The sequence below is a fragment of the Streptomyces sp. NPDC001980 genome (assembly GCF_040296885.1).
Lineage (GTDB): Bacteria > Actinomycetota > Actinomycetes > Streptomycetales > Streptomycetaceae > Streptomyces.
This window is the reverse complement of sequence record NZ_JBEOYD010000113.1, coordinates 1-1,434: the sequence shown is the minus strand read 5'-3', so window position 1 is coordinate 1,434 and position 1,434 is coordinate 1. Positions and strand designations below refer to the sequence as shown.

Genomic DNA, 1,434 nt, shown 5'->3' with positions numbered 1-1,434 from the left:
ACGAGTACCGGCTCATCTCGCTGGAGCACTGGGCCAACGCCGTGGAGCAGGCCGAGGTCGCCGCCCACAACATGGTCCACGGCCAGGCGGAGCGCTGGCCCCATCTGTCCATCCCGCGGTTCTGGTCGATCCAGTTCGGCGTCAACATCAAGTCCGTCGGCGTGCCCACCTTCGCCGACGAGGTCGTCGTCACCCAGGGATCGGTGTCCGACCACCGCTTCGTCGCCGCGTACGGCTACCAGGGCCGGGTCACCGCGGCCGTGACCTTCAACAACGCGAAGTGGCTGGACCACTACCGACGTCTCATCGAGACGGCCGCGCCCTTCCCGCCGCCCTGCCCCACACCGGACCAGCCCGTCGACACCAAACCGGTGCCCGTCGACTTCCCCGGCCCCACCCTGCTCGCCCAGGGCGCCACCGTGGTCGTCACCGGACACGACCCGGGCGAACGACGCGTCACGGCCGCGCACCAGCACTGCCGGTAGGCCCACCGGCATGACTCCACCGGCAGGAGTGCACCGCCAGGAGTGCACCGGCAGGAGGAAAGGACAGCGAGATGACCACGACCGAGGCGCCCGACACGCTGCGCCGGATCCTCGACTACTCCTCCCGGGCCGACCCGTACCCGCTCTACGCCGAGCTGCGCAGGACGCCGGTGGCCCGGCAGGACGACGGCAGCTACGTCATCAGCACGTACCGCGAGCTGGAGGACATCCTGCACAACCCGCACCTCAGCTCCGACATCCGCAACCTGGCGCATCCGATGCCTTCGGCCGAGGGCACGACCACGCCGGCGTTCATCAACATGGACCCGCCCGAGCACGACCGCCTGCGGCGGATGGCGATGCGCCACTTCGGCCCCCCGCACACCCCTGGGCTGGTGACCGGCCTGGAACCCGCCCTGGCCGACACCGTCGGCGGGCTGCTCGACGGCGTCGCGGGCAAGGAGCGGATCGACATCGTCGACGACCTCGCCTACCCGTTCCCCGTCACGGTGATCTGTCACCTGCTCGGCGTGCCACGCGAGGACGAGCCGCGGTTCCGGGTGTGGGTCAACGACGTCATCAACGCGATCGACTACGACGCCAGGACCGACCCCCAGGAGAAACTCGACAACGGCGTGCGGGCCCGCCAGGACCTGCGCGAGTACCTCGGCGGACTGGTGGAACAACGTCACGGCCGGCCGAGCGACGACCTGCTGTCACGGCTGGCCAACGACGACGGACCGGACGGGCGGATGACCGACGAGGAGATCATCAGCACCGCCAACCTGCTGCTGATCGCCGGCCACGAGACCACCGTCAACCTCATCACCAACGGCATGCTGACGCTGCTGCGTCACCCGCAGGTGCTGCAACGCCTGCGCGACGAACCGGACCTGATCGTGCCGCTGGTCGAGGAACTCCTGCGCTACGAGCCGCCCGTGCACATCAT

At 69.5% G+C, this 1,434-nt stretch carries 2 protein-coding genes; both read left to right on the top strand.

Annotation, left to right across the window (positions count from 1 at the left end):
- A partial coding sequence (locus ABT137_RS50970) for an oxidoreductase C-terminal domain-containing protein (protein ID WP_351720910.1) occupies window positions 1–485 on the top strand: 485 nt, incomplete at its 5' end.
- A gap of 71 nt (window positions 486–556) precedes the next feature.
- Window positions 557–1,434, top strand: an 878-nt coding sequence (locus ABT137_RS50965) for a cytochrome P450 (protein ID WP_351720907.1), incomplete at its 3' end; no start/stop codon positions are given.